Below are 21,560 nucleotides of genomic sequence, written 5' to 3' on the forward strand. Positions count from 1 at the left end.
CGCGGTTCCCCGCGCCCCTGAAGGGGCGCTGCCGGTGGGCGATTGCGCCCGGCCGCCCCGTCCCCCACGAACCCACCCCGCAACAGCCCCCGTACCGCCCTTCCCCCGCGCGGAGCACACCGCCCCATATCATCGCGCATTATGGGAGATGCCCGAATTGCCGTCGCGCAGGAGCGGCCCCCGGCCCGTCAGGGCGAAGGGGACCGCGGGTCCACCGGGGCCTCACGCAGAGCCGCCGGTTTCACCGTCTGGTACCTGCGTGCGGTCACGTTCATCAACTTCCTGAGCGCCGCGTGGCTGACGCTCGGCCAGGACGTGCGGCGCCACAACACCGAGAACCTCTTCACCCCGTACCTGCTGACGGCGGGATTCGCCTCGGGCGTGTTCACGATGTTCCTCGCCATCACCATGCGCCGGCGCAAGCGGGCCGCATGGATCCTGAACTTCGTCCTCGGCGGGCTCTTCCTGCTGCTGTTCGCCGTCGCGATGGCGTTCCCGGAGATCCGTCGGTACGCCCAGAACTGGATCTCGCTCGCACTGACCGCGGCGTTCGTCGCGTCGCTCGTCGTGGGCCGCCGCGAGTTCTACGCGAAGGGTGACCGTTCGAACCCGAAGCTCGCCGCCGCCGTCGCCACCGGCGGTCTGCTCGTCTGCTCACTGCTCGCCGCGCTGCTGGTGACGGTCACCAACAGCGCGCACGACGCGTCCCGTTCCACGTTCCCGGAACGCTGGCGCTACGGCACCCTGCGGCTGGTCTCGGTCGCCGCCAACGACTCCCGCTTCCACGGGCTGGAGATCGCCAACTGGGTCAACGTCGCCATCAACGTGCTCAGCACCCTGCTGGTCCTCGCCGTCTTCTACGCGGCCTTCCGGTCCCGCCGCGCCGTCGACCCGCTCACCGAGGACGACGAGAAGCGGCTGCGGGTCCTGCTCGACAAGAACGGCGACCGGGACTCGCTCGGTTACTTCGCGCTGCGCCGGGAGAAGAGCGTGGTCTGGTCGCCGACCGGCAAGGCCGCGGTGGCCTACCGGGTCGTCGGCGGGGTCTCGCTCGCCTCCGGCGACCCCCTGGGCGATCCCGAGGCGTGGCCCGGCGCCATCGAGCCCTGGCTCGCCGAGGCCCGCGCGCACGGCTGGATCCCGGCGGTGATGGGCGCGAGCGAGGAGGCCGGGACCATCTACTCCCGGCACGGCCTCGACGCCCTGGAGCTGGGCGACGAAGCCATCGTGGAGACCGCCGAGTTCACGCTCGAAGGACGGGCCATGCGTACCGTCCGGCAGGCCTACAACCGGGTGAAGCGAGCCGGGTACCGGGTGCGCATCCGCCGCCATGACGACATCCCGGCGGACGAGATGGCGTACCTCCTGGAGCGTGCCGACGACTGGCGCGACGGGGCCACCGAGCGCGGGTTCAGCATGGCCCTGGGACGGCTCGGCGACCCCGACGACGGGCAGTGCGTGATGCTCGAATGCACGGATGGGGAAGGCGAGTTGAGGGCGCTGCTGTCCTTCGTCCCCTGGGGTCCGCGCGGGCTCTCCCTCGACCTCATGCGGCGCGACCGCGACTCCGAGAACGGGCTGATGGAGTTCATGGTGATCGAACTCCTGCGCCGCGCCCGGGACATCGGGATCACCCAGGTCTCGCTCAACTTCGCCATGTTCCGTTCCGTCTTCGAGCGTGGCGCGCGGCTGGGCGCGGGCCCGGTGCTGCGGCTGTGGCGCTCCCTGCTCAGTTTCTTCTCGCGCTGGTGGCAGATCGAGTCGCTCTACCGCGCCAACGCCAAGTACCGGCCGATCTGGGAACCCCGGTTCCTGCTCTTCGAGAAGAGCGCGGACCTGCTGCGCATCGGTGTCGCGTCCGCCCGCGCGGAAGGGTTCCTGGAGGCTCCGGGACTGCCGAAGTGGCTGCACCGCAAGCACCTCGAGTCGCATAGATGAACACACTCGCCCGCCTGGCCCGCGCGGAATGGGGACCGCTGTTCCTCACCGTGCGCGGGGACCTGGAGGCAAGGCGCCTGCGAGCCGTCCCCGTGACCCTGGGAGCCGTTCTCCTGACGGCTCTCCTGCAGTTCGCGCAGAACCAGCCCTGGGGCTACCGGTTCGTCCAGGACATCGGCTCCGTACAGGCCGACGAAGCACTCGGACTCGCTCTGCTGCGCACCCCGCTCTCACTCTTCGTACCGGCCCTGGACCTTCCGGTATGGGGTGCGCTGATCCAGATCCTCGTGGTGTTCGGCATCGCCGAGATCTGCCTGGGCTGGTGGCGGATGCTGGTCATCGCGTACGCCGCCACTCTGGCCGGCACGCTCTACGCGCGTATCGCGGTCATGCTCGGCCCGGACCACCCGCTGGGACTGCCCGCGACGGACGCGCGGGTCGTGGACACCGGACCCTCCGCGGCGGTGGTCGGTCTCGCCGTCTTCGTGGCCTGGCGCTATCGCGCGTACTGGACGGCGGCGGTGGTGATCGCGTCCATGGCCGTCGAGGTGACGGTCAAGGGGAACCTCGCGGGCCGGGAGCACATCGCCGCGCTCGCCGCGGCCCTCGTGCTCTGCGGGATCTCCGCGCTGCGCCGCCGACGCAGGCGGCGTCACCGGCGCCCGGGCGGCAGCCGGGCGGGCAACGGATCCGGTTTCCCGCCGATCAGGTCCTGAAGTCTGCGACGCGGGCCCGCCCAGCGACGGTCGTGGTGGTAGGCGCGCAGCATCGACCTGGCCCGGGCACGCGGCCGTGCGCGGTAGAAGCGCCTGGCCCACGGCGAGGACGGCCGGGCCAGCCGGACCGCGCCGATCAGGGCGAGGAACGGGACGATCACGCCGAAGATCGCCATCCGGGCCTTCCCCTTGCCGAGGGCCAGCAGGGCGAAGAGGAAGTTCACGGCCACGCTGACGATGACACCGCCACGGTCCTGCACCTCCTGCTGGCTCAGGTCGTTGACGCCGAACGGCAGGAATCCGCCGAGCACGAGCCCGACCAGGGCCGCCGTGATCAGCACGACCTCGACGCTCTTGCGGCCCTCCTCCGTCCAGTACACGTCGTCCAGGTGCAGGATCAGCGCGAACTCGTCCAGCACGAGCCCCGCGCCCATCCCGAACACCACGGCGAACGCGGAGGCACCGAAACCCGGCCGGACGCTCGCCACCGCGCCGAAGCCGCCGACCACGGTCAGGACGACACCCGGGACCACGTGGTGGATGTGCAGTCCGCCCGCCTTCACGTTGCCGAACGGCCCCTTGCCCGCACGGATGAGCCGGACGATGACACGGGTGATCACAAAGGTCAGCACGAAGGAGCCGAGCGCCAGCAACAGCGGCAGTTTTCCCGGCTCGATGATGTTCCGGTGCAGCCAATGACCCATATCGGGCACTTTATCCATGCCCTTTGCCCCCGGCCGCCGCACCCGCCCGCCGCCCTCCCGGGTAACCTGCGCCGGTGTCCCCGACCCCTGTCTCCCACGGCCTGCGCTTCGCCTTCGGCACCCTGACCGTGCTCCCCGTCGAGGTGACCCGCTGGGACCGCGAGGCAGCGCGCGCCGGAATGCTCTGCGCCCCCATGGCCGGACTGGTCGTCGGGGCGGGCGCGGCCCTGGTGGGCGTGGCGCTGCTCGCGCTGGGCGGGGGCCCGCTGCTCGCCGCCGTCGCCACCGCCGCCGTACCCGCGGCGCTCACCCGCGGTCTCCACCTCGACGGGCTCGCCGACACGGCGGACGGCCTCGGCAGCGGCAAACCCGCGCAGGACGCGCTGCGCATCATGAAGCAGTCCGACATCGGGCCGTTCGGCGTGGTCACGCTGCTCTTCGTCCTGCTCGCCCAGGTGGCCGCGCTCCACCAGGCCTACGAGTCCTCGTGGGCGCGGGGCGTGCTCGCGGCCGTCGTCTCGGCGACCGCGGCCCGGCTCGCCCTCACCCTGGCCGCGCGCACCGGGGTGCCCCCGGCCCGCCCCGAGGGACTGGGCGCGGCGGTCGCGGGCACGGTGCCGGTGCGCGGCGCCCTGCTGGTGGCACTCGCGGTCGTCGCCGCGGCGGCCGGCGCGGGCGCCCTGCTGGGGACGTACGACCTGGTCCGCGCCGCGGTGGCGGTCGCGGCCGCCTGCGCGGCGGCCGAACTTCTGCTGCGCCACTGCACGCGCCGCTTCGGCGGTGTCACGGGCGACGTCTTCGGCGGCCTCGCCGAGACGGCGGCGACCACGGCCCTGGTCGTGTTCTGCCTCGGCTGACCGGCGGTCACGAGGCCGCTCCCGGCAGGCCTCCGCCGACCACGAGGCCGAAGTCCCCGGTGCGCCGGGGGGTTTGACCGACGGGTCGGCCCCCACCACTCCCCTGTGCCGCTCGTGGGGGGGCGAACAGGATGGAGGGGGCGCGTTTGTCCGGGCGGGCTCCACGGCGCGCGCGGCCGTCGTCGGTCCGCGGGGCCCGGCCGGACCCGGCGTACCCGTCGGCATCGGGTGGACGACCGGTGAAGTTAGTGTGGAGCCGCATGCGACGCATGGGCCGAAAGCCTCCACCTGCGCACCGGATCTCCGGCGCGCAGGAGCGGCGGACGGCCCCCGCGCCACGGAAGGGTGAACACCCCACGACGCAGGGGCGGTCTCCCCCGCGTAGGCTCTTGTCGATTGCCCTCCCGGCCCCACCGCAGGCACCCCTCCGCTGCCAGAGCAAGGATCGATGCCGGGCCCGGTCGACCCACCCAGATCGGCCACTGAAACTCAATGGAAGCGAGAATTCACCACCGTGACTGCTCTGACTCTCAGCACCGCCGCAGCGTCCGGCCTGCGGGCCGACGCGATCGTCGTCGGTGTAGCCAAGGGCGCCAAGGGCCCGGTCCTCGCACCGGGCGCCGAGGCCGTGGACAAGGGGTATGACGGCGCGCTCGCCGGCATCCTGGAGACCCTCGGCGCGTCCGGCGGCGAGGGCGAGGTGACGAAGCTGCCCGCGCCGTCCGGCTTCAAGGCGCCCGTCGTCGTGGCCGTCGGCCTGGGAGCGGTCCCGGACAAGGACGAGGCGTTCGGCGCCGAGGTGCTGCGCCGCGCCGCCGGTGTCGCCGCCCGTGCTCTCGCCGGTGCCAAGAAGGCCGTCCTCGCCCTGCCGATCACGGACGCCGCCGACGTGGGCGCCCTCGCGGAGGGCGCGGCGCTCGGCGCGTACGCCTTCGACGCGTACAAGGAGACCGGCAGGTCCGGCAGCGCCGCCAAGAACGGCAAGGCCCCGCTCGTCGAGGTCGCGCTGCTCGGCGGCAAGCCCCGTGACGCGGCGCACAAGGCGGCGCTCGCGCGCGCCACGGCCGTGACCGAGGAGCTGAACCGCGCCCGCGACCTCATCAACACCCCGCCGAACGACCTCACCCCCGAGGCCTTCGCCGCCGTCGCCACCGCCGCCGGCAAGGAGCACGGCATCAAGGTGCAGGTGCTCGACGAGAAGGCCCTCGAAAAGGGCGGCTACGGCGGCATCCTGGGCGTCGGCGCGGGCTCGGCCGCCGCTCCGCGCCTGGTGAAGCTCTCGTACACCAGCCCCAAGGCGGCCAAGCACCTCGCCTTCGTCGGCAAGGGCATCACCTACGACTCGGGCGGCATCTCCCTCAAGCCCGCCGGGCACAACGAGACGATGAAGTGCGACATGAGCGGCGCGGCGGCGGTCTTCGCCGCCGTGGTCGCCGCCGCGCGTCTCGGCCTGCAGGTCAACGTCACCGGCTGGCTGGCGCTCGCCGAGAACATGCCGTCCGGTTCCGCCACCCGCCCCGGTGACGTGCTGCGCATGTACAGCGGCAAGACCGTCGAGGTCCTCAACACGGACGCCGAGGGCCGCCTCGTCCTCGCCGACGCGCTGTGGAAGGCCTCCGAGGAGAAGCCCGACGCGATCATCGACGTGGCGACGCTGACCGGCGCGATGGTGCTGGCCCTCGGCAACCGCACCTTCGGTGTCATGGCCAACGACGACGCGTTCCGTGCCTCGATCGTGGAGGCCGCCGAGGAGGTCGGCGAGGAGTCCTGGCCGATGCCGCTGCCGGAGCACCTGCGCAAGGGCATGGACTCCCCCACCGCGGACATCGCGAACATGGGCGAGCGGATGGGCGGCGGCCTGGTCGCCGGTCTGTTCCTGAAGGAGTTCGTGGGCGAGGGCATCACGTGGGCGCACCTGGACATCGCCGGGCCCGCGTTCAACGAGTCGGGACCGTTCGGCTACACGCCGAAGGGTGGTACGGGGTCGGCGGTGCGGACGCTGGTGCGTCTCGCCGAGCTGACCGCGGCGGGCGACCTCGGTTAGTCCGCTCCGCGGCCACGGGTGATCCGTGGCCGCTCGCGCAGGGCCCCGCGCCCCTGCCGGGAACTCCACGGCCCCGGGCGACGTGTCGCCCGGGGCCGTTTTGTCCGCAGGAAACCGGACAGTGCGACGTCTCACACACCGGCCCGGCGTCTCGAACGCCTCCGACAAGTGCGAAGATGGGTTCTCGGCAGGACAGGGCCCGAACCACAGGGCCGAAGAAGAGCGGCCGGACACCAGCCGCCGACCGGTCACTGGAGACCGGCGTGGCGCACATGCATGGAGGACGTGACGTGGCGAACGACGCCAGCACCGTTTTCGACCTAGTGATCCTCGGCGGTGGTAGCGGTGGTTACGCCGCGGCCCTGCGCGGAGCGCAGCTGGGCCTGGACGTCGCCCTGATCGAGAAGGACAAGGTCGGCGGTACCTGCCTGCACCGGGGGTGCATCCCCACCAAGGCCCTGCTGCACGCGGGCGAGATCGCCGACCAGGCCCGCGAGAGCGAGCAGTTCGGTGTGAAGGCCACCTTCGAGGGCATCGACGTCCCGGCCGTCCACAAGTACAAGGACGAGGTCATCACGGGTCTGTACAAGGGCCTGCAGGGACTCATCGCGTCCCGCAAGGTGACGTACATCGAGGGAGAGGGCCGTCTGTCCTCCCCCACCTCCGTCGACGTCAACGGCCAGCGTGTCCAGGGCCGCCACGTCCTGCTGGCGACCGGCTCCGTGCCGAAGTCGCTGCCGGGCCTGGAGATCGACGGCAACCGCATCATCTCGTCCGACCACGCGCTGGTCCTGGACCGCGTCCCGCAGTCCGCGATCGTGCTCGGCGGCGGCGTCATCGGCGTCGAGTTCGCCTCCGCGTGGAAGTCCTTCGGTACGGACATCACGATCATCGAGGGACTCAAGCACCTCGCCCCTCTCGAGGACGAGAACTCCTCCAAGCTTCTTGAGCGCGCGTTCCGCAAGCGCGGCATCAAGTTCAACCTGGGCACCTTCTTCTCGAAGGCCGAGTACACCCAGAACGGTGTCAAGGTCACCCTCGCCGACGGCAAGGAGTTCGAGGCCGAGGTCCTGCTCGTCGCCGTCGGCCGCGGCCCGGTCTCGGCCGGTCTCGGCTACGAGGAGCAGGGCGTCGCCATGGACCGCGGCTACGTCCTGGTCGACGAGTACATGCGCACGAACGTGCCCACCATCTCCGCCGTCGGCGACCTGGTCCCGACGCTCCAGCTCGCCCACGTCGGCTTCGCCGAGGGCATCCTGGTCGCGGAGCGGCTGGCCGGTCTCAAGACCGTCCCGATCGACTACGACGGCGTGCCGCGGGTGACGTACTGCCACCCCGAGGTCGCCTCCGTGGGCATCACCGAGGCCAAGGCCAAGGAGATCTACGGCGCGGACAAGGTCGTCGCCCTGAAGTACAACCTCGCCGGCAACGGCAAGAGCAAGATCCTCAAGACCGCGGGCGAGATCAAGCTCGTCCAGGTCAAGGACGGTGCCGTGGTCGGCGTCCACATGGTCGGCGACCGCATGGGCGAGCAGGTCGGCGAGGCCCAGCTGATCTACAACTGGGAAGCGCTGCCCGCCGAGGTCGCCCAGCTCATCCACGCCCACCCGACGCAGAACGAGGCGCTCGGCGAAGCCCACCTGGCCCTCGCGGGCAAGCCGCTGCACTCGCACGACTGATACCGCCCCGGCTGTACTCAGTCACCGCGTCGCCCTGGGCGCGACGACCACAGACTTCCGCACCTTCCCCAGGCTCTCGACTCCGCTCGGGCAGCAGGGGAGACCCATTCGTAAGGAGCAACAGAAACCATGCCGGTTTCCGTAACCCTTCCGGCGCTCGGTGAGAGCGTCACCGAGGGCACTGTCACCCGCTGGCTGAAGGCCGAGGGCGAGCGCGTCGAAGCCGACGAACCGCTGCTCGAGGTGTCGACCGACAAGGTCGACACCGAGATCCCCTCCCCCGCCGCCGGTGTGCTCGCCTCCATCAAGGTCGCCGAGGACGAGACGGTCGAGGTCGGCGCCGAGCTGGCCGTCATCGACGACGGCACGGGCGCGCCCGCCGCCGCCCCCGCTCCGGCCGCCGAGCCCGAGGCCGCCCCGGCCCCGGCCGCTCCGGCCCCGGTCGCCGAGGCCCCCGCGGCTCCGGCGCCCGCCGCCCCTGCCGCCCCCGCCCCCGCCGCTCCGGCCGGTGGCGCCTCCGGTACCGACGTCGTGCTGCCCGCGCTGGGCGAGTCGGTCACCGAGGCACCGTCACCCGCTGGCTGAAGCAGGTCGGCGAGGAGGTCGCGGAGGACGAGCCGCTGCTCGAGGTCTCCACGGACAAGGTCGACACCGAGATCCCCGCGCCGGTCGCCGGCGTCCTGCTGGAGATCGTGGTCGGCGAGGACGAGACCGCCGAGGTCGGTGCCAAGCTCGCCGTCATCGGCGCCCCGGGCGCGGCTCCGGCCGCCGCTCCGGCTCCCGCGGCTCCGGCACCCGCCGCTGCCGCTCCGGCCCCGGCCGCCCCCGCGCTCCGGCCCCCGCGCTTACCCCCCGCCGCTCCGGCCGCTCCGGCTCCGGCTCCGACTCCGGCTCCGGCTCCGGTCCAGGCCGCCGCCCCGGTCGCGCCCGCCGCTCCGGCTCCCGCGCTTAGCCGCGCCCGCCCCCGTCACCCCGGCCCCGGCGCCCGCCGCGACCTCCGGTGACGACGGCGCCTACGTCACCCCGCTGGTGCGCAAGCTCGCCGCCGAGAACGGTGTCGACCTGGCCGCCGTCAAGGGCACCGGCGTCGGTGGCCGCATCCGCAAGCAGGACGTCATCGCCGCCGCGGAGGCCGCGAAGGCCTCCGCGGCCGCTCCGGCTCCCGCCGCGGCCGCCGCTCCCGCCGCCAAGAAGGCCCCGGTCCTGGAGGTCTCCCCGCTGCGCGGTCAGACCGTCAAGATGCCGCGCATCCGCAAGGTCATCGGCGACAACATGGTGAAGGCCCTGCACGAGCAGGCCCAGCTGTCCTCGGTCGTCGAGGTCGACATCACCCGCCTGATGAAGCTCCGCGCGCAGGCGAAGGACTCCTTCGCGGCCCGCGAGGGCGTCAAGCTCTCCCCGATGCCGTTCTTCGTGAAGGCGGCGGCTCAGGCGCTGAAGGCCCACCCGGCCGTCAACGCCCGGATCAACGTGGACGAGGGCACGATCACCTACTTCGACTCCGAGAACATCGGTATCGCGGTGGACTCGGAGAAGGGCCTGATGACCCCGGTCATCAAGCACGCGGGCGATCTCAACATCGCCGGTATCGCCAAGGCGACCGCCGACCTGGCGGGCAAGGTCCGGGCCAACAAGATCACCCCGGACGAGCTGTCCGGCGCGACCTTCACCATCTCCAACACCGGCTCGCGCGGCGCGCTCTTCGACACGATCATCGTGCCGCCGAACCAGGTCGCGATCCTCGGCATCGGCGCGACGGTCAAGCGTCCGGCCGTCATCGAGACGGAGGAGGGCACGGTCATCGGCGTCCGCGACATGACGTACCTGACGCTCTCCTACGACCACCGTCTGGTGGACGGCGCAGACGCGGCCCGTTACCTGACCGCGGTCAAGGCGATCCTGGAGGCGGGCGAGTTCGAGGTCGAGCTCGGCCTGTAGTCCCACCCCGGCGCACGCGACGCCCCCGTCCGGAACCTTCCGGGCGGGGGCGTCGCGTGCGTGTAAGTCTCGTCTCACCTGCGCGAAAGCGCCCCCGTGCGCCTCTCTCCGGCAGTGGTGCGGCCTTATTGTCTAAACGTCAGACGCCCTTGGGTCCCGCTCGTCGCCCGGTCACCACCCCTCAACGAGGCCCTTCGGGCCGCAGTATTGGATCCAGAGCCCCCGCCGAAGGAGCCCTCATGACCGCGCCCGTCGTCCACTCGCTGCGCGAACAGATCCGCGAGCACATCGTGGAGGGGATCGTGAGCGGGCGCTGGAAGCCGGGCGAGCGGATCGTGGAGCGGCGGATCGCGACCGAGCTGGAGGTCAGCCAGACCCCGGTCCGGGAGGCGCTGCGGGAGCTGGAGTCCTTGCGGCTGATCGAGTCGGCGCCCAACAAGGGCGTGCGGGTGCGCAACCTCACGGCCGCCGACCTGGAGGAGAGCTACCCCGTACGGGCCGGTCTGGAGGCCATCGCGGCCGAGCTGGCGGCGGAGCGGCTCGCCCAGGACTGCTCGGCGCTGGAGCCGCACGTCACCGCGCTGTACGAGGCCGACCGGCTGTCGGACGGAACCGGCCAGGTCCGCCATACCGTCGCCTTCCACCGGGAACTGGTGCGTGCCGCCGGCAACTCCGTCCTCCTGCACACCTGGGAGGGCCTGGGCATCGAGGTCTTCACGGCGCTGTCGATCCGCTGGCTGGGGACGGTCCAGCAGTCGTACGCGGAGGAGCACGAGGCCCTCGTGGACGCTTTCCGGCGCCGGGACCCGCTGATCGCGGAACTGGTGAAGGCGCACGTCCTCGGCTGCGCGCCGCGGCCCTGACACAGCGGAGCGCGGCCATGCTCACCTGCGGAAATCCCCTGAATCCAAGGCACCCGGTGCCTGCTACCGAGGCACCCCGTGCCGACTTTTGCCCGACAGAGAGGTTTTCGGCCGGATTCCTTTGATCGATCATCGATCAGGGAGTTAGAGTCATCGCGGGCTCGCACCAGAGCCCTTGAGCCCTGTCCTGCCAAAGACCAAGGGCGACCCCGAACCCTTACCGATGAGGGAACCCCCTTCGACTCCGGAAGGCGGCGCAATGACCGACCCCACCGCAATCCAGCCGAGCGAGCTCGATCAGCTCCCGGACCGCGACCCCGAGGAGACCGCCGAATGGCAGGCCTCACTGGACGCCGTCACCAAGGCGGCCGGGCCGCACCGTGCCGCGTACCTGATGCGCCGCACGCTGGAGCGCGCCGAGGGCAACGGCCTCGCGCTGCCCAAGCTGCTTGAGACCGACTACGTCAACACCATCCCCACCGCCGCCGAACCCGTCGTGGACGGCGACGAGGCGATGGAACGCCGGATCACCGCCTGGAACCGCTGGAACGCGGCCGCGATGGTGACCCGGGGCGCGAAACACGGCGTGGGCGGTCACATCGCCACCTTCGCCTCCGCGGCCTGGCTCTACGAGACGGGCTTCAACCACTTCTTCAAGGGCAAGGAGGGGGACGGGTCCGGCGACCAGCTCTACATCCAGGGCCACGCCTCCCCCGGCATCTACGCCCGCGCCTTCCTCGACGGCCGCCTCTCCGAGACGCAGCTCGACAACTTCCGCCAGGAAGCGGGGGGCAACGGTCTGCCGTCCTACCCGCACCCGCGCCGGCTGCCCTGGCTCTGGGAGTTCCCGACGGTCTCGATGGGCCTCGGCCCGCTGTCGGCGATCTACCAGGCGCGCTTCAACCGCTACCTCACCAGCCGCGGCATCAAGGACGTCTCGCAGTCCCACGTGTGGGCGTTCCTCGGCGACGGCGAGATGGACGAGCCGGAGTCGACGGCCGCACTCGCCCTGGCCGCGCGTGAGGGCCTGGACAACCTGACCTTCGTCATCAACTGCAACCTGCAGCGCCTCGACGGCCCGGTCCGCGCCAACTTCAAGATCGTGCAGGAGCTGGAGGCCCAGTTCCGCGGCGCCGGCTGGAACGTCGTGAAGTCCCTGTGGGGCAACGCCTGGGACGAGCTGTTCCGGCTCGACACCACCGGCGCGCTGGTACGCAGGCTGCGCGAGGTACCCGACGCCCAGGTGCAGACGTACCAGACCCGCGACGCCGCCTACATCCGCCAGGACTTCTTCGGCGCCGACCCGGCGCTCGTCGAGATGGCGAAGCTGCTGAGCGACGACAAGATCACCGAGTGCTTCCACCTCTCCCGCGGTGGCCACGAGTCGCGCAAGGTGTACGCCGCCTACCGCGCCGCGCTGGCCCACAAGGGCGGACCGACGGTGATCCTGGCCCAGACGGTCAAGGGCTTCACCCTCGGCACGGGCTTCGCGTCCAAGAACGCCAACCACCAGATGAAGAAGCTGTCCACGGACGAGTTCAAGCAGATGCGTGACCTGCTCGAACTGCCCATCTCCGACAGCCAGTTCGTCGACGGTGTGGTTCCCTACGGCCACCCGGGCGCCGACGCTCCCGAGGTCCGCTACCTCCAGGAGCGCCGCGCGGCCCTCGGCGGCCCGGCCCCCGCCCGCCGTACGCACCCGCTCGCCCCGCTGCCCGCCCCCGCCGACAAGGCGTTCGCGTCCTTCGACAAGGGCTCCGGCACGCAGAACGTGGCGACGACGATGGCCTTCGTGCGGCTCGTCAAGGACCTCGTCCGCGACAAGCAGAGCGGCAAGCGCTGGGTGCCGATCGTCCCCGACGAGGCGCGCACCTTCGGCATGGAGAGCCTCTTCCCCTCCCTCGGCATCTACTCGCCCAAGGGCCAGACGTACGAGCCGGTCGACCGCGACCAGCTGATGTACTACAAGGAGGCCAAGGACGGCCAGATCCTCAACGAGGGGATCACCGAGGCCGGCTCCATGGCGGACTTCATCGCCGCGTCCACCGCGTACGCCACGCACGGCGAGGCGATGATCCCCTTCTACATCTTCTACTCGATGTTCGGCTGGCAGCGCACGGCCGACCAGATGTGGCAGCTCGGCGACCAGCTCGGCCGCGGCTTCCTGGTCGGCGCCACGGCCGGCCGTACGACGCTGACGGGCGAGGGCCTCCAGCACGCCGACGGCCACTCCCCCGTCATCGCGGCGACCAACCCCGCGGCGCTCAGCTACGACCCGGCGTTCGCGTACGAGGTGGCGGCCATCGTCAAGGACGGTCTGCGCCGTATGTACGGCGAGACCGCGCCTGGCGAGGACCCGAACGTCTTCTATTACCTGACGGTCTACAACGAGCCGATCCCGCAGCCCGCGAAGCCGGCCGGGCTCGGCGTCGACGAGGGCATCGTCAAGGGCCTGTACCGCTTCAACACGGCCGAGTCGGCGGGCCTGTCCCCGGCCGCCAACGCCGCGCGCGTCCAGCTGCTGGCCTCCGGCACGGCGATCCACTGGACCCTGGAGGCGCAGCGGCTGCTCGCCGAGGAGTGGGGCGTCGCCGCGGACGTGTGGTCCGCGACGTCCTGGACCGAGCTGCGGCGCGACGCGCTGGAGGCCGACGCGGCGCTGCTGCGCGGCGAGGAGCGGGTGCCGTTCGTCCGCCAGGCGCTGCACGGCGCCGAGGGCCCGGTGCTCGCGGTCTCCGACTACATGCGCCAGGTCCCGGACCAGATCGCGCAGTGGGTCGAGCAGGACTGGTCCTCGCTCGGTGCCGACGGCTTCGGCCTCTCGGACACCCGTGTGGCGGCCCGCCGTCACTTCGGCGTCGACGCGCAGTCGATCGTCGTCGCGGCGCTGGCGCAGCTCGCCCGCCGTGGTGAGGTCAAGACGTCCGCGGTGAAGGAAGCCCGGGAGCGCTACGGCCTGTAGGACCTGTGGTTCATCCCGGCGAGGGGGTACGGCGACCGCCGTACCCCCTCGCCGTCGTCACCGCCCCCGGCTCGCTGTCGGTGGCGCCCGGCATGATGAACCCATGCGTGCTGCCCGCCTGATCAAGATGGTGCTGCTGCTCCAGTCGCGGGCGTCGATGACCGCCGCCGAGCTGGCGCGGGAGCTGGAGGTGTCCGAGCGGACCGTCGCGCGGGACGCTCAGGCGCTCTCGGAGGCGGGGGTCCCGGTGTACGCGGACCGGGGGGCGGGCGGGGGGCTACCGGCTGATCGGCGGCTACCGCACCCGGCTCACCGGCCTGGCGCGCGGTGAGGCGGAGGCGCTCTTCCTGAGCGGGGTACCGGGGGCGCTGCGCGAGATGGGTCTGGAGGACACCGCGTCCGCGGCCCGTCTGAAGGTCTCCGCGGCCCTGCTGCCCTCCCTGCGGGACGCCTCACGGACGGCGGCGCAGCGCTTCCATCTGGACGCGCCCGCCTGGTTCAGCGAGCCCAGGGCGCCGGAGCTGCTGCCGCCGGTCGCGGACGCGGTGTGGGACGACCGGCCGGTCGTCGCGCGGTACGGGCGCGACGGGGCGGAGGTGGAGCGGACGCTGGAGCCGTACGGGCTCGTGCTGAAGGCGGGGGTCTGGTACCTGTGCGCGCGGGTGCCGGAGGCGGGGACCTTCCGGGTGTACCGGATCGACCGGTTCACCGCGGTCGGTCTCGGCGAGGAGCGGTTCCGGCGGGACGAGGGCTTCGACCTGCCCGGGTTCTGGGAGGAGCGGGCCGAGCAGTTCGCGCGGTCCATCCTGCGGGCCGAGGCCGTCGTACGGCTCTCCCCGGACGGCGTACGGCGTCTGCCGTACGCCGTCGATCCCACGGCGGCGAGGGCGGCCCTGGACGGATGCGGTGCCCCCGACGACCGGGGGTGGGTGACCGTCACCCTCCCCGTCGAGTCCGAGGAGGTCGCCCATACGCAGCTCACGGGGCTCGGGCCGGAGGTGGAGGTGCTCTCCCCCGCCGCCCTGCGCGAGCGCTTCGCCGCGGACGCGGCGCGGTCGGCGGCGCTCTACGCGTGACGGGGCCCGCGAAAGCACCCCGCACCTGCCGGTTTTACCGTCGGCATGTGCGCGCATAACAATCTGCGGCACTCCGCGTGCGTCACTCCCGTTCAGGCCCGATGCTTGACCCGTGATGGACGAGACGGAGTTCTGGGAGCTGGTGGACACGACCCGCGAGGCCGTCGAGGGCGACCCCGAGGACCACGCCGACCTGATCGTCGAACGGCTCGTCCAGCGGGACCCGGACGTCGTGCTCGACTTCGCCCGTCACTTCGAGGCCCGCTACAACCGCGCCTACCGCTGGGATCTGTGGGGCGCGGCGTGGGTGCTGCTCGACGGGGCGAGCGACGACGCCTTCGACTTCTTCCGGTGCTGGCTGATCGGCCAGGGGCGTGAGGTCTTCGAGGGGGCCATGCACGACCCGGACACCCTCGCCGAGCTGCTGGACGACTTCGACGAGGATCTCGACGGGGACGGCGAGGAGCTGGGGTACGCGGCGGACGAGGCGTACGAACAGCTCACCGGGGTCGTCGCGCCCGACCTCGGGATTCCTCCGGCGTCGCCGGAGCCGGAGGGGACGCCGCTCGACTTCGAGAACGAGGGGGTTCTCGCCGAGCGGTATCCCAAGCTGTGGGAGCGTTTCAGGGGGTGAGGGTCGGGGTGGGGGTACTTGCCTGCGCCGTCCCCGCCGTACCTGGGGGCTGCCGCCCCCAGACCCCCGCTTTCGGCCTGAACGGCCTCGTCCTCAAACGCCGGACGGGCTGAAAGGCATCCCCCGGCCGGAACCCTCATCCAGCGCGGACCGACACCTCCACCCAGTCCGGAACGTTCCAGCGCAGGCCCGGATCGCCAGCCCCGCCGGAACGTTCCAGCGCAAGCCCGCATCCCCAGCCCCGCCGGAACGTTCCAGCGCAAGCCCGCATCCCCAGCCCCGCCGGAACGTTCCAGCGCAGGCCCGCGTCTCCAGCCCGTCCGGCGTTTGAGGACGAGCCCTTCGGGCGAAGCGGGGGGCCAGGGGGCGCGGCCCTTGAGCGGGTTCGGGGCGGAGCCCCGGAACGGACGGGTCGGACAAGGAGCCGCAAGGGCGAGGAAACCCGGCGGAGCCTCAGCGCCGGCCCTGCAAAACGGCGGCCCTCGTGCGGATCGCCGGCAGGCGAGCCGTCAGCGCGGCGCCCGGACACGTGGTCATGAACCCGGCGTTGTGACCGGCCAGCGTCGGCAGCACCGCCGCGGTACCCACGGCGTACCGACTGAGACTGTTACTGGACACCAGCCGCACGGTGCCCCGCGGATCCACGTCCGCCAGCCCCAGCTTCCACGCGGCGAGCTCCGCGATCGCCTCGGTCATCGCCGGCGGCACCACCGCCCCCTCCGTGAACGTACCGATGGCCGCGATCCCCGCGGTCCGGTGGTTGAAGCCCTGGGTGTGGGCACCGGTGACGGCCCGGTCGACCCCGCCCGCGCGCCCCTCGTAGATCGTCCCGCACCGGTCGACGAGGAAGTTGTAGCCGATGTCGTCCCAGTTCCGGGCGCCGGTCTGCCCGGCGTAGAGGTACCGGATGATGCGGGGCACGTCGGCGCAGTCGTACGCGTTCGGCGAGTCGGTGTGGTGGACGAAGACCGCGACGACCCGGTCGTCGTAACGCGGCGGCGGCTGGCCGTGCGCGGTCCGGGCGTCCAGCCAGCGAGACCGCGGCACGATGGTCGGCCGCACGGCTGTGTGAACGGCGGGCCGCACGGCGGCCGGAGGCGCGGCGGTGCGGGAGCGGCCCACCGCACCGTCCACTCCGAGGGCGCACAGGACGAGCGCGAGCACGGCGAGCAGCCCGGAGACACACCCGAGCACGATCAGCGTGGGCCGCGTCGCCCACCGGCCCCGCAGCGGGCCGCTCCACACCGGCCGCCACGTCACCGACCGGGCCCGGACACACACCGCTCGCCACGTCGCCGACCGGTCCCACGCCGGGCGGCACGTCACCCACCAGGCCCACCAGTTCCCGGTCCACACCGGTCGCCGCGGCAGCCACCACCGCAGCCACAGCGGCACCCATTCCAGCGCATGGCGAAGTCGCTCCCCGCCTGATTCCCGCGATGCCCCTCGCGCCCTCCGGACGACACGCATGCCCTCACCCTCGCCCGGATCCTCCCGCCTCGCGATGTGCACTGTGCCACCCGGTGGAACCATCTCCCTGGTCCGGAGCGTTTTCACAGTCCGACGCACGCGTGGTCCCCTCGCGGGACCACGCGCGCGTGCCTGATCACTGAGCCCGCCCCGCGCGTACTAAGGGGCCCTAGAGAAAGGCGGCTCCGTGGACCTGCTCGACATCCTGCTGATGCTGGTGATCCTTGCCTACGCGGCGTCCGGCTACCGGCGCGGCCTGGTCGCCGGCTGCGTCTCGCTGGCCGGGTTCGTGGGCGGCGCGGTCATCGGCGTATGGGTGCTGCCCTGGATGATGGACCTGGTGACGGCGGGGACGTCTGCGGCGACGGTGACGGCGGTGCTGACGGTGCTGGTACCGGCCGTGGTGGGCCACGAGCTGGCGGGCCGGCTGGCGCTGAAACTGCGCCGCGAGCTGGACCGGGGACCGCTGCGGGTGGCGGACGGGATCGGCGGGGCGGCGGCGAACACACTGGCCGTGCTGCTGGTGGCCTGGGTGGCGGCGAGCGTCCTGGGCGCCTCCTCGTCCACCCTGATCACGCAGTCGATCCGCGGTTCGGCCCTGCTGGGCGCGGTGCAGAAGACGATGCCGGACACCACGCCCACCTGGTTCTCACGGGCGACCTCGGCGCTCACGGAAGCGGGCTTCCCACAGGTCTTCAACCCGTTCGAGAACGAGCCGACGGCGGGTGTCGCCAAGCCCTCCGGGGACAGCGTCACCGAGTCCGCGTCGACCGCCGCCAAGCTGAGCACGGTGAAGATCGAGGGCGCCGCGGGCACCCAGGGCCGGGAGGGCAGCGGGTTCGCGTACGCGGCGCAGCACGTGATGACCAACGCCCATGTGGTGGCGGGCATCGACAACCCGACGGTGCGGGTGGGCGGCGTGGGCCGGGTGTACTCGGCACGTGTGGTGTTCTTCGACCCGCGGAAGGACGTCGCGGTCCTGTACGTCCCCGGTCTCCGGGCGCCGGTCCTCCGCTTCGACACGAGCGCCGCGCGCGGCGACTCGGCGGTCGTCGCGGGCTATCCGCAGGACGGCGGTCTCGACCTCCAGGCGGCGACGGTCGCGAACCAGATCAACGCGCGGGGCCAGAACATCTACAACACGGGCACCGTCACCCGGGAGATCTACTCGATCCGCTCCACCGTCCGCCCCGGCAACTCCGGCGGTCCGCTCCTCACCACCGAGGGCAGGGTGTACGGGGTCGTCTTCGCCCGCTCGACCTCGGACAACGAGACCGGCTACGTCCTGACGGCGGACGAGGTCAGCGGCGACGCGCGGCGGGCGGCGCGGGCGACGGCGCCGGTGGACACGGGTGACCTGGTCACCTCGTGAGGTGGGCCGGGCCCGGTCGGGGGCCGAGGACCGGGGTCAGAGACCGCGGCCCATGAACACGTCGTCGACGTACTCGCCGTCGAGCAGGAACTCCTCGGGCAGGACCCCCTCCACCACGAACCCCTCGGACTCGTACAGCTTCCGCGCCGGGGTGTTGTGCCCGAGGACCCGCAGCGAGATCCGCCGGGCGCCCTGCCGCCGGGCCTCGTCCTGCACGGCCCGGAGCAGCGCCCGCCCGACACCGGTGCCGCGGGCCGCGTCGGAGACGGCGAGTCCCTGGATCTGCCGGACGTGGGAGTTGCAGGCGAGAGTGGTCGGGTGGCCGAGCCGGACGTAGCCGACCAGGACGCCGTCGAGTTCGGCGACCAGATGGTCGCGCGGTCCGAACCGGTCGTTGTAGAAGGGCTCGTACGGCGGCTGGGGGCGGGGCATGACCGCGTGCTGCGTGGACCAGGTCGCGCGGTCGAGACGGCCGAGGGCGTCCTCGTCGTCAGGCGTGGCGAAGCGTATGTGCGGTACCGGCATGAGGATCACTGTACGGCGGCGCCACGGGGCTCCCGCCCGTCTTTTCGCGGGTCGCGGGGCAGGATGGGCGCATGAACGACTCACCGCTTGCTCCGGGTTCCCGCGTGGTGATCGCCGGTGCGTCCGGCCTGATCGGTTCGGCGCTGACGCGCTCCCTGACCACGGACGGGTACGAGGTGGTCCGCCTGGTGCGGCGGGCCCCCCGCACCCCGAGCGAGGTGCGGTGGGATCCGGAGGGGCGCGGGGTCGACGCGGGGGCGCTCGCCGGGTGCGCGGCGGTGGTGAACCTCGCGGGGGCGGGCGTCGCCTCGCAACGGTGGACGGAGTCGTACAAGCGGACGATCCGGGAGAGCCGGGTGCGCGGGACCACGGTGCTCGCCGAGGCGGTGGCGTCCCTCGACGAGCGGCCGGTGTTCGTCAACGGCAGCGCGATCGGGTTCTACGGCGACACGGGCGAGCGGGCGGTGGACGAGTCGGCGCTTACCGGGGAGGGGTTCCTGCCCTCCGTGTGCGTGGCGTGGGAGGGGGCGGCTGCCGCGGCGCGTCAGGCGGGTGTCCGTACCGTGCTCGCCCGTACGGGGCTGGTGGTGGCGCGGGAGGGCGGGGCGTGGGGAGGCTGTTCCCCCTCTTCAAGGCGGGGCTCGGCGGGCGTATGGGGGACGGCCGTCAGTACTGGAGTTTCATCTCCGTGCACGACGAGGTGGCCGCGATCAGGCACCTCATGGACACGCCGTCGCTGTCCGGGCCGGTCAATCTGACCGCGCCTCAGCCGCTGACCAACCGTGAGATCACGGCGGCGATGGGGCGGGTGATGCGGCGGCCCACGGTGCTGGCCACTCCCGCGGGGGTGTTGCGGGTGGCTCTCGGTGACATGTCCGGGGACATCCTGGGCAGTCAGCGGGTCCTGCCCGGCCGCCTCCTGGAGTCCGGCTTCGCCTTCACGTTCCCGTCGATCGAGGACACGCTCCGAGCGGCCCTGCGCTGACCGGGTGTTTTCGCCCCCGCCGCCCCTACCCGACCCATCCTGTCCCTGGGGCTCCGCCCCGGACCCCGCCAAGGGGCTGCGCCCCTGGACCCCCGCATCGCCCGAAGGAGCTCGTCCTCAAACGCCGGACGGGCTGGGTAGTCAGCCCGTCCGGCGTTTGAGGACAAGGCCCTCAAGGCCGACCGGGGGTCTGGGGGCGGAGCCCCAGGTACGGGATGGGACGGGTAGGGGCGGCGGGGGCGAAAAACCCCGGTCGGACACGGAACCGTATGCACCCCCATGCGACCGTGCACACCCGACGCGCGACTCCCCCACGCCGCCCGCACCCCTACTCTCGACCCGAACTCGGGTATTCCCAGGGCATGTTGGGGGCATGACGTCCCCACCGGCCGCGCAACCTCGAGGAGGGGCATGTGCTAGAGCCCGTATGTCAAGCGGACGTGGACGTCGTCATCGTCGGGGCCGGAGCCGCGGGCCTCGCGGCCGCCCAGCACCTGACCAGGGCGGGGCTCACCACCGTGGTCCTGGAGGCCGCCCCCACCGTGGGCGGCCGCATGTCGACGGAGAAGGTGGACGGATTCCGGCTCGATCGCATCGGCCGGCTGCTGTCCACGTCGTACCCGGAACTACGCCGCACCCCCGGCCTGGACGGCCTGACCCTGCGCCCGTTCTCCCCGGGCGTCCTGCTGCACAGCGACGGCCGCCACCACCGCGCCGGCTGCCCTCACCCCCCGGAGCGCAAGGGGCGCACTCACCGCAGCGCGCGCCCTCGCAAGCGCCCCCCGACTCCCCCGGGCCGCCACCCGGAGTTCCTCCCGCCCTTCCCGGAGCCAGGGCGGGGTCCCGCGGCCCGCTGGGCGGCCCCCTCGACCAGACCCGCCTCACCGCCGCCCTCGCCCGCCTCGCGGCCACCCCGCCCGAGCGTCTCCTGACCCGCCCGGAGCTCCCCGCCGCGCGGGCACTGGCCGCCCGGGGTCTGCCGCCCCGTACGGTCGACGGCTTCCTGCGCCCCCTGCTCGCCGCGCTCCTGTGCGATCCGGGCCTCACCGCCTCCAGCCGGGCCGCCGACCTGGCCCTGCACTCGTTCGCGTCGGGCCGGCTCTGTCTGCCGGAGGGCGGCGCGGACACCCTGCCGGAGCTCCTCGCGGCCTCCCTCCCCCCGGGCACCGTCCGCACCGGCGTCCAGGTCACCGCGGTCTCCACGACCACCGTGACCACACGCGACCACGGCCGGCTCACCTGCCGCGCCATCCTGCTGGCCACCGGGGCCCGTGACGCCGCCCGGCTGCTGCCCGGACTGCGCGTCCCGGACTTCCACCCGGTGACGGTCCTGCACCACACCACGGACGAGCCGCCGCTCGCCGAGCCCGCCCTGCTCCTGGACGCCGACCGTGGCGGCCCGGTGGCACACACGGCGGTGGTGAGCCAGGTCGATCCGAGCCGCGCCCCGGCCGGGCGCGTCCTGATCTCCTCGACGGTGCTGGGTGTCCCCCGTCCCCCGCCCCTCTGGACGCGGCGGTCCGCGCCCAGCTGGCCCGCCTGTACGGGACGCCGACGGGCCGCTGGGAACTCCTCGCGGTCCACCACACCCCCGACGCCGTCCCCGCGATGCCCCCGCCGCACGACCTGCGCCGCCCGGTACGCCTCCTGGCGGGCCTGTACGTCTGCGGCGACCATCGCGACACCGGAACGCTCCAGGGCGCCCTCCATTCGGGCCGCAGGGCCGCCCAGGCCCTGCTCGCGGACCTGGGCGCCCGTCCGGCCGCGGCCGAGGAGCCGCTGGAGGCGGCCGCCTGA

General features: G+C 72.5%; 12 protein-coding genes and 4 pseudogenes. 13 read left to right on the plus strand and 3 right to left on the minus strand.

The features are described 5' to 3' along the window. Positions 1–141: 141 nt before the first annotated feature. Together HEP85_RS11925 and HEP85_RS11930 are read left to right on the plus strand one after the other, a co-directional pair. Positions 142–1,938, plus strand: coding sequence for a phosphatidylglycerol lysyltransferase domain-containing protein (locus HEP85_RS11925; protein ID WP_168527768.1), 1,797 nt, complete (start codon positions 142–144; stop codon positions 1,936–1,938). Continuing rightward, a complete protein-coding gene (locus HEP85_RS11930) occupies positions 1,935–2,654 on the plus strand; it encodes a hypothetical protein (RefSeq protein WP_211117922.1) in 720 nt (239 codons plus the stop codon). The genes HEP85_RS11925 and HEP85_RS11930 overlap by 4 nt, the downstream gene beginning before the upstream one ends. Here the strand turns inward: HEP85_RS11930 and HEP85_RS11935 are convergent. Further along, positions 2,591–3,358 carry a hypothetical protein gene (locus HEP85_RS11935; RefSeq protein ID WP_168527769.1) on the minus strand — a complete coding sequence of 256 codons (768 nt, stop codon included), beginning with the start codon at positions 3,356–3,358 and terminating at the stop codon, positions 2,591–2,593. The genes HEP85_RS11930 and HEP85_RS11935 overlap by 64 nt on opposite strands. Before the next feature lie 74 nt (positions 3,359–3,432). Between HEP85_RS11935 and HEP85_RS11940 the strand changes: the two genes are divergently transcribed. The 8 genes and pseudogenes from HEP85_RS11940 (at position 3,433) to HEP85_RS11975 (ending at position 15,411) form a co-directional block, all read left to right on the plus strand. Then, on the plus strand, positions 3,433–4,215 hold the full coding sequence (locus tag HEP85_RS11940; protein WP_369657691.1) for an adenosylcobinamide-GDP ribazoletransferase: 783 nt from the start codon (positions 3,433–3,435) through the stop codon (positions 4,213–4,215). A gap of 514 nt (positions 4,216–4,729) precedes the next feature. After that, complete coding sequence (locus tag HEP85_RS11945) at positions 4,730–6,259, plus strand: leucyl aminopeptidase (RefSeq protein WP_168527771.1); 1,530 nt, start codon at positions 4,730–4,732, stop codon at positions 6,257–6,259. 290 nt (positions 6,260–6,549) lie between these two features. Then, positions 6,550–7,938, plus strand: a complete 1,389-nt coding sequence (gene lpdA / locus HEP85_RS11950; RefSeq protein ID WP_168527772.1) for a dihydrolipoyl dehydrogenase — start codon at positions 6,550–6,552, stop codon at positions 7,936–7,938. A 129-nt stretch (positions 7,939–8,067) separates the two neighbouring features. Continuing rightward, a pseudogene (sucB, locus tag HEP85_RS11955) lies at positions 8,068–9,876 on the plus strand (2-oxoglutarate dehydrogenase, E2 component, dihydrolipoamide succinyltransferase). A 239-nt stretch (positions 9,877–10,115) separates the two neighbouring features. Next, positions 10,116–10,739, plus strand: a complete 624-nt coding sequence (locus tag HEP85_RS11960; protein WP_168527773.1) for a GntR family transcriptional regulator — start codon at positions 10,116–10,118, stop codon at positions 10,737–10,739. A 259-nt stretch (positions 10,740–10,998) separates the two neighbouring features. After that, a complete protein-coding gene (gene aceE / locus HEP85_RS11965) occupies positions 10,999–13,701 on the plus strand; it encodes a pyruvate dehydrogenase (acetyl-transferring), homodimeric type (protein ID WP_168527774.1) in 2,703 nt (900 codons plus the stop codon). Positions 13,702–13,804: 103 nt separating this feature from the next. Next, a pseudogene (locus HEP85_RS11970) lies at positions 13,805–14,777 on the plus strand (helix-turn-helix transcriptional regulator). A 112-nt stretch (positions 14,778–14,889) separates the two neighbouring features. After that, complete coding sequence (locus tag HEP85_RS11975; protein ID WP_211117924.1) at positions 14,890–15,411, plus strand: DUF4240 domain-containing protein; 522 nt, start codon at positions 14,890–14,892, stop codon at positions 15,409–15,411. Between the two features lie 453 nt (positions 15,412–15,864). Here HEP85_RS11975 and HEP85_RS11980 read toward each other — a convergent pair whose 3' ends face one another. Further along, complete coding sequence (locus tag HEP85_RS11980; protein ID WP_348772397.1) at positions 15,865–16,671, minus strand: peptidoglycan recognition protein; 807 nt, start codon at positions 16,669–16,671, stop codon at positions 15,865–15,867. A 397-nt stretch (positions 16,672–17,068) separates the two neighbouring features. Here HEP85_RS11980 and HEP85_RS11985 point away from each other — a divergent pair, with 397 nt between their 5' ends. Continuing rightward, the gene (locus tag HEP85_RS11985; RefSeq protein WP_168527777.1) at positions 17,069–18,253 is read left to right on the plus strand and encodes a MarP family serine protease; all 1,185 of its coding nucleotides are present in this window, start codon (positions 17,069–17,071) and stop codon (positions 18,251–18,253) included. A gap of 36 nt (positions 18,254–18,289) precedes the next feature. Here HEP85_RS11985 and HEP85_RS11990 read toward each other — a convergent pair whose 3' ends face one another. After that, positions 18,290–18,778: a GNAT family N-acetyltransferase gene (locus tag HEP85_RS11990; RefSeq protein WP_211117926.1), complete on the minus strand. Its 489-nt coding sequence runs from the start codon at positions 18,776–18,778 to the stop codon at positions 18,290–18,292. A gap of 71 nt (positions 18,779–18,849) precedes the next feature. Here HEP85_RS11990 and HEP85_RS11995 point away from each other — a divergent pair. Both HEP85_RS11995 and HEP85_RS12000 read left to right on the plus strand, forming a co-directional pair. Continuing rightward, positions 18,850–19,763 (plus strand): annotated as a pseudogene (locus HEP85_RS11995) (TIGR01777 family oxidoreductase). A 413-nt stretch (positions 19,764–20,176) separates the two neighbouring features. Further along, positions 20,177–21,560: pseudogene (locus HEP85_RS12000) on the plus strand (NAD(P)/FAD-dependent oxidoreductase).

It is taken from the genome of Streptomyces sp. RPA4-2 (genome assembly GCF_012273515.2).
Classification (GTDB): domain Bacteria; phylum Actinomycetota; class Actinomycetes; order Streptomycetales; family Streptomycetaceae; genus Streptomyces; species Streptomyces kaempferi.